The following is a 2,727-nucleotide window of genomic DNA, read 5'->3' as shown; positions in this document are numbered from 1 at the left end:
CCACCCGCGAACCCGACACCAACGGCAACAACACACTCGTCACCGTCAAATCAAACGCAAGCGACGAATGCAACACCGCACCACCACCAGCACCACCAGCACCACCAGCACCACCCACCCCATACGCACCCACACCCCACACCACATAATTCGCCAGACCCCCATGAGTCACCGCCACACCCTTCGGCAACCCCGTCGACCCCGACGTATAAATCACATACGCCAACCCATCCGACCCCGCCCTCGCCTCCGGAGCCGAATCCCCAACCATCCCCAACTGCGCCACCACCGACGGATCATCAAGCGCCACCATCCGCACCCGACCCGCCGGCAACTCATCCAGAACCTCCTCCGTCGTCAACAACAACGACACCCCGCTGTCACCCAACACAAACGACACCCGCTCGGCCGGATACTCCGGATCCACCGGCAAATACCCGGCCCCCGCCTTCCACACCCCCAACACCGCCACCAGCATCTCCACCCCACGCGGCAGACACAGACCAACCACCGACTCCAACCCCACACCCTGACCGACCAGATACCGCGCCAGCCGGTTCGCCCGCGCGTCCAGCTCCGCGTACGAGACCTCCACCCCGTCACACGCGACCGCCACCGCATCCGGCGTCCGCGCCACCCACCCCTCGAACAGCTCCAGCACCGACTCCGCCGGCACCTCGGCCGCCGTGTCGTTCCACTCCACCAACACCCGACGCCGCTCATCGGCATCAAGCACATCCACCGCACTGAGCCGGACGTCCGGGTCGGCCGCGAGCTGGTTCAGCACGCGCACCCACCGGTCCACGATCAGCCCGGCGGTGTCCGCGTCGAACAGGTCCTCCGCCGCGATGAGCGCACCGCGCAGACCGGCCGGCCGCCCCTCGGCGTCGAACACCTCCCCGACGCTGAAGTCCAGGTCGAACCTCGACGCCTGCGCTCCGGTCGGCATCTTCGCGGCCGTCTGCGCGCCCGGCAGTTCCACCGCGGCCCGGTCGCTGTTCTGCACCGTGAGCATCACCTGGAACAGCGGATGCCGCGACAGCGAGCGCTCAGGCGCCAGCTCCTCCACCAGGCGCTCGAACGGCACATCCTGATGCGCGAACGCCGAAAGCCCCGCGTCCCGCACCCGCGCCAGCAGCTCGCGGAACGTCGGATCCCCGGACAGGTCCGTGCGTACCACGATCGTGTTCACGAAGAACCCGACCAGATCGTCCAGCGCCTCATCCGTACGACCGGCAACCGCCGACCCGATCGGAATGTCCGTGCCCGCGCCCAGCCGGGACAGCAGCATCGCCAGGGAAGCCTGCAACAGCATGAACGCCGTCACGCCTTCGGCCTGTGCCAGATCCGCGAACCGGGCATGGACCTCGGCCGGAACCTCCAGCGCCAGGCTGTGTCCGCGGTGGCTGACCTCTGCGGGACGCGGCCGGTCGAACGGCAGCTCCAGCTCCTCCGGGGCACCGGACAGAGCCTCACGCCAATGGGCGACCTGGCGAGAGAACACACTGTCCGGGTTCTCCGCGTCACCGAGCAGCTCACGCTGCCAGAGGGTGTAGTCGGCGTACTGCACCGGCAACGGCTCCCACTGCGGAGCCCGCCCCTCACAGCGCGCCGCGTAAGCGGTGGAGATGTCGCGGGCCAGCGGCCCCATCGACCAGCCGTCACTGGCGATGTGGTGCACCACCACGACCAGCACATGCTCGTCCGGCCCGGCCGTGAACAGCCACGCGCGGATCGGTGCCTCGGTCGCAAGGTCGAATACGTATCCCGCCGCCTCGGCGACGGCGTCGGTCAGCTCGACGGGGCTGTCGGCGAGGCGGCCGCCGGCGGCGGGCACGTCCACCACCTGGAGTTCCCAGTCCAGCTCGTCAAGGCTCAGGATGTGCTGGTACGGCTCGCCGTCGGCCACGGGAATGACCGTGCGCAGCACCTCGTGGCGCCCGATCACATCACGCAGGGCCTCGGCCAGGGCTGTCCGGTTCACGTCCCCGGACAGGCGCAACGCGACAGGGATGTTGTACGTGGCGGTGGGGCCTTCGAGCTGCTCGATGAACCACAACCGGCGCTGTGCGAACGACAACGGAAGCATCAGGACTCCTCCTGCTTGCGCATCGGCCGCAATGCCGGCCTAGCTGTTTTCTGGTTTCCGACCTGACTTGCAAGCTTTGCGACAGTCCGAGCCTCGAACAGCGCACGGATCTCGACCTCCACGCCCAGCACGGTGCGAATCCGGCTGATCAGCCGGACCGCGAGCAGGGAGTGGCCCCCCAACCTGAAGAAGTCGTCGTCGACTCCTACGTTTTCCAGCCCCAGTACTTCCGCGAAGGCGGCGCACAGGGCTTTCTCCTGCTCCGTGGCCGGCGCCCTGCCGGTACCGGCGGTGAACTCCGGTGTGGGCAGGGCCTTGCGGTCCAGCTTCCCGTTGACCGTCAACGGCAGCGCGTCCAGCGTGATCACGGCCGCGACCGCCATGTGCCCCGGGAGGCGTCCGTTCACGAACCGGCGTACGGACTCGGGCAGGTCCGCGTCATCTGCGGGATGGGGTTCCTCCGGGACGACGTAGGCGATCAGTCGGGTGTCTCCCGGGGTGTCCTCGCGGGCGACGACCGCCGCCTGCGCAACCCGCGGATGACCGGCCACCACCGCCTGAACCTCACCAGGCTCGATCCGGAACCCCCGAATCTTCACCTGATCATCCACACGCCCCACAAACACCAACTGACCATC

2 protein-coding genes are annotated in these 2,727 nt (G+C 68.2%); both read right to left on the bottom strand.

Translation table 11 applies throughout. The annotated features are described in order from the left end of the window. Positions 1 to 2,059 (bottom strand): condensation domain-containing protein (locus ABT342_RS37955; RefSeq protein WP_351584144.1); only part of this gene is annotated, 2,059 nt, incomplete at its 3' end. Between the two features lie 29 nt (positions 2,060 to 2,088). Then, on the bottom strand, positions 2,089 to 2,727 hold a 639-nt coding region (locus ABT342_RS37950), incomplete at its 5' end, for a phosphopantetheine-binding protein (protein WP_351584142.1).

Source organism: Streptomyces sp. NPDC000410 (genome assembly GCF_040300305.1).
GTDB lineage: Bacteria > Actinomycetota > Actinomycetes > Streptomycetales > Streptomycetaceae > Streptomyces.
The sequence above is the reverse complement of the archived record's forward strand: the minus strand, read 5'-3'. Positions and strand labels throughout refer to the sequence as shown.